This is a genomic window from Cupriavidus sp. 22TCCZM01-5 (assembly GCF_057798915.1).
The window spans coordinates 1,815-6,156 of the sequence record NZ_JBYOJR010000071.1 but is presented as its reverse complement, the minus strand read 5'-3'; the positions used below and the strand labels follow the sequence as shown (position 1 = coordinate 6,156).

Sequence of the window (4,342 nt, the reverse complement as noted above, 5' to 3'; positions counted from 1 at the left end):
CCCAAGCCGCCGGTCGATTTTTGAACGCATCAGGGGCCGCTATCTAGGTCCAACGGTCATCCGCGCACACGTTCGCTCCGGCAATTGGAAGGCATTGAGTTCGCCGAGTGAGCAGCCAACGCGGGCCTGTTTCTCGCGCAGCGGCGTGCAATTCAAGTTCTTGCCGGAGCGTTGACCGGGCTGTTCCATGGTCACGAATGACCAGTCTTCAAACTGCCCTCACACGCGATACCCGTAGAGTGTGCCATCGGCTTCGCGCGCGTTGTCCAGCGGGTTGCCCGCAAGTTCGCTGCAGGCATTTCCGTTTGGCTGAACTGCGCCGACAGGTGGTCGTTCCGCGTGGTCATTGACAGTAGCCAAGGCAAGGTTGGCGGCAGCGGCGAAAGCAGCGGTTGTAATCGCCCGCATTAGCAAGCGTGTGTGGATCATCTGAAATCCCCTATTTGAGTGGGAAACCTGCAGAACGCTGGATTCGTGCGCAGTTGGCCCGCGGCTGCACGAATACTTGCAGGCGCCGATCGACGTTCTCGGGTAATACGCGATCAGTTGAGCAGGCTGGCCATTGCCCTGGTGTCTAGCGGTCCCAGCGGGTCCGCAGAAATCCAACCAGACTAATGGTCGCTGCCACGGCAATGCTGACGGCCACCAGTACGAAAGCCGTATGCAAGCTTGCGTAGCCTTGCAGGACCAGCACCATGGCAGCCAGCGCAAATACGCAGCGCACCACACTTGCGGTCATCGGCCAGAGGATGCGTTGTGCGCCCTGACCTGCAAAGTAGAGCTCGAAAATCACGCCGATCGCCGCATAGAAAGGCGCTACCAGATGCAGGTATTGGGCGCCCACCGCCATCACGGCGCTATCGCTGGTAAACAAGCCCAGCCAGAGTTGCGGGAAGAGCGAGACAACCAGTCCGCCCAGGCCAACCACGCCGGCAACAAACAGTACGTTCACGATCGCCACGCGCCGGGCACGCGCCACGTTGCCCGCACCCAGGTTCGTGCCCACCAGCGTGATCGCGGCGGTTCCAAATCCGAACATCACCGGCACCAGCAGCAGCTCGAGGCGTGAGGCAATGCCGTAGCCGGCGATGGCGGCGACGCTCACGGCACCGGCCGCAGCGGTCAGCGCGTTGACTGAGGTGGCCGACATGACGGCGTTGATCGACGACAGCAAGCCGACGCCAAGCATCGCACTGAAATGCTTGCGTTGCAGCGGATAGCGGCGCAGGCGCAACGTTGACGAGGGCAAACGCATGTAGACGACCACCACGCCCAGCGCGGCGATATTGCACAGCACCTGGGCGACGCCGGCGCCCGCCACACCCATGCGGGGCGCACCCAGCCAGCCGTTAATCAGTACCGGTGACAGTATCAGGCCGGCAACTGCGCCGCCCAGGATGATCATCGCCGGCACCTTGACGTTGCCGGCGCCGCGTAGCGCCGCCTGCAGCAGCAGGAGTATCCAGAACGGGATCGCGCCTCCAAACAGGATGTTGGAGTAGAGCACCGCCTGGTCCAGCGATGGTCCGCTGCCACCCAGGCTGCGGTACAGTGCCGGTCCGGCCAACAGCACCACCAGGGATGACAGTGCGCCTGCCACGGCGCCGGTGATCACCGCATGCCAGGCCAGGCTTTCCGCCTCGTCCTGGCGGCGGGCGCCGGTGGCGCGGGCGATCGCCGACGACACCCCGCCCCCGATGCCGGCACTCGCTATCGTGGTCATCATGACCATGACGGGAACCACCAGGGATGCGGCGGCGATCGCTTTCACGCCTAGTGCGCTGACAAAATAGGTCTCGGCGACACTGACCAAGGTCGTCATGAACAGCACTGCAACCGTCGGCAAGGCAAGGCGGATCAAATTTGACAACAACGGACCGTGGAGCAGTCTGTTGGCCGGCAGGTTATCCGGAGGCGGAGAAATCTTCTCGGCCTGATTGGCAAGCGTAGCGGGCATGATCGTTTGTAAGAGGATGCGTGGTCGTGGTTCAGGCGGTCGCGGCGGCTCGGGTGAATTCCGCAGCGTGCGCCTCCACGAACTCGCGCATGCTCATCGGCGCACGGCCCGTCAGCCGCGTGAAGTCGTCCGTCATGCGGTCGTAGCGGCCCTGCTGATGCAAGCGCGCCATCGCGGCGAGGTGCGCCAGCAGATGCGCCGGAAGACCGGCGTCGCGCATCCTGCCGATCCAGGCGTCAACCGGCACGTCGCGGTAGATGATCTCGCGCCCGAGCACCTCGGAGAAGATCTTCGCGAAATGCGTCAGGTCGGTCGACTCGGGACCGGTGAGGTTGTAGATGCGGCCGATGTGCGCAGCCGGCTCGTCCAGCACCAAGGCGACGGCGAGCGCGACGTCCACCGCAGAGATGGGCGCGGTGCGGCCGCCGCCAAGTGGCAGCACGAGCGCATCGCTGTCGCGCACGCCCGTCGCGGCGGCCGCCAGGAAGAAGCCTTCCAGGAACACCGTCGGCCGCATCGTGACGACCGGCAGGCCGGACCACGCAAGCGCCTGCTCGGCGAGCCAGTGCAGCTTGTGCTGGGGGCTGTCGGTTGTCTCGGTGATGCTCATTTGCGAGATCGTCATCTGCGAAATGTTCACGATGGCCTCGACGCCGTGGTGACGGGCGACAGCAGCAATGTTGACGGTGGCCTCGAGATAGGCCGCGGAGACCGACATGCCGAAGTAAATGCGTTTGCAGCCCTCGACGGCGCAATGCACCGACGCGAGGTCGGTCAGGTCGCCCACTACCACCTCAGCGCCGAGGCGGCGAAGGCCTTCCGCGCGCGCGTCCTCCCGTCGCACCATGGCGCGCACCTTGTGGCCCTGGGCCAGCAGCATCTCGGTGACGCTGCGGCCGATGGCGCCGACCGCCCCGGCGGCGCCGGTCACGAGGATGGGAAAATCGATATCTAAAAGGGGGGTCATAACGTTTCCTTGGGAATCAGGTTGTGAGGGAAGGGATAGGAATCGGCGCTGCATACTGCGCATGCGACAGTCATTGAAATTCAGTTCCCGCGACACGGAAGCTCTTCGCCCGCGATCGCCTTGATCGAGCGCGCGCCGACCGTCTACTGCGTTGAAACCGCACCGCCGGCGTCGGACAGGGTGCGCGATGGGGCTAGTGTGGGTCTGAAGGACCCACTTGACTAGTGCAATGTTCTGAAGCCAATATTGCACGGCATGAAAACATATGACCTGAACCTGCTGCGCACGCTGGACGCGTTGCTGGCCGCCGGCAGCGTCACCGGCGCCGCCGATCGGCTTCACCTGAGCGTGCCGGCGACCAGCCACGCGCTCGCGCGCCTGCGCGAACTCACTGGCGATCCGCTCCTGGTGCGCGCTGGCCGGCGCCTTGTGCCCACACCGCGTGCCGTGGCGCTGCGCGAGCCGGTGGCGCAGTGGATTGCGCAGGCCGCGGCGCTGGTGCAGGCGCCGCGCGGTGACGACTTGGCGGCCACTGAACGGAGCTTCGTCGTGCGCGCGCCGGACGGCTTCGCGATCGCCTTCGGCGGTGCCCTCGGCGCCGCGCTGGCGGCAGAAATGCCGCGCGCCCAGTTACGCTTCGTGACCGAGACACAAGACGACGACGGTGCGCTGCGCGACGGTCGCGTCGACCTCGACATCGGTACGTTCAGGCCGCGAGAAACCGAGATCGAAGTCGTCGACCTGTTCCCCCAATCTCTGATCGCGGTCGTGCGCGCCGGTCATCCGTTTGCCGCCCGCCCTGCGACCGCGCGCCGCTACGCAGCACAGTCGCACATTGACGTGCAGCGCCGCGCAGGCGCGCCATCGGCAGTCGATGACGCGCTGGCCGCGCTCGGCCTGGCGCGTCGCGTCGTGCTCACCGTGGCGAATGCCAGCGCGGCGCCCGTCATCGCCGCACGGGGCGACTTCGTCGCCACTCTCAGCGAGCGATTGGGGCGGGCGATGGCGCCCGGCCTCGGTCTCGTGGTGGTGCCGCTGCCGTTCCTGCCGCGCGGCGAGACGGTAGTCATGGCATGGCATCCGCGCCACGCAGCCGATCCGGCGCACGCGTGGCTGCGGCGGCAGGTGCCGGCAGCGATCGCCGCCGCCGGTGCCGCCCAGGGCTATCGGATGGTCTCGGCCCCTTCGACGACGTGAGCGCAGGCATGCCTGCGGCGCACGGCGACTGACGGGGAGAGGGATCCGCTTGCGGGCTGGGCACAATGGTGCCCGGCCCCAACTGAGGTGGCGGAAATAATCGCTCGCAGGCCGGCCTGATGCCCGGCCGAATTCAGACCGGGCGCGCGGCTTGAATTTACCCAATGAAAGTAACGAAGCCACTTTCGTCGCCGCCGGAGACGAAAGTCCGTTAGCGGGGC

General features: G+C 66.0%; 4 protein-coding genes. 1 reads left to right on the top strand and 3 read right to left on the bottom strand.

Annotated features, from left to right (window positions below):
- Positions 1–219: 219 nt before the first annotated feature.
- The 3 genes from AC3FNH_RS32375 to AC3FNH_RS32365 all read right to left on the bottom strand — a co-directional run bounded on the left by AC3FNH_RS32375 (position 220) and on the right by AC3FNH_RS32365 (position 2,924).
- Complete coding sequence (locus AC3FNH_RS32375; protein ID WP_488722984.1) at positions 220–429, bottom strand: hypothetical protein; 210 nt, start codon at positions 427–429, stop codon at positions 220–222.
- Between the two features lie 145 nt (positions 430–574).
- Positions 575–1,957, bottom strand: a complete 1,383-nt coding sequence (locus AC3FNH_RS32370; protein ID WP_488722983.1) for an MATE family efflux transporter — start codon at positions 1,955–1,957, stop codon at positions 575–577.
- A gap of 31 nt (positions 1,958–1,988) precedes the next feature.
- On the bottom strand, positions 1,989–2,924 hold the full coding sequence (locus AC3FNH_RS32365) for an NmrA family NAD(P)-binding protein (RefSeq protein ID WP_488722982.1): 936 nt from the start codon (positions 2,922–2,924) through the stop codon (positions 1,989–1,991).
- Between the two features lie 255 nt (positions 2,925–3,179).
- On the opposite strand from AC3FNH_RS32365, the gene AC3FNH_RS32360 reads away from it, so the two are divergent.
- Positions 3,180–4,121: a LysR family transcriptional regulator gene (locus AC3FNH_RS32360; protein WP_488722981.1), complete on the top strand. Its 942-nt coding sequence runs from the start codon at positions 3,180–3,182 to the stop codon at positions 4,119–4,121.
- The last annotated feature ends 221 nt before the right edge of the window (positions 4,122–4,342 follow it).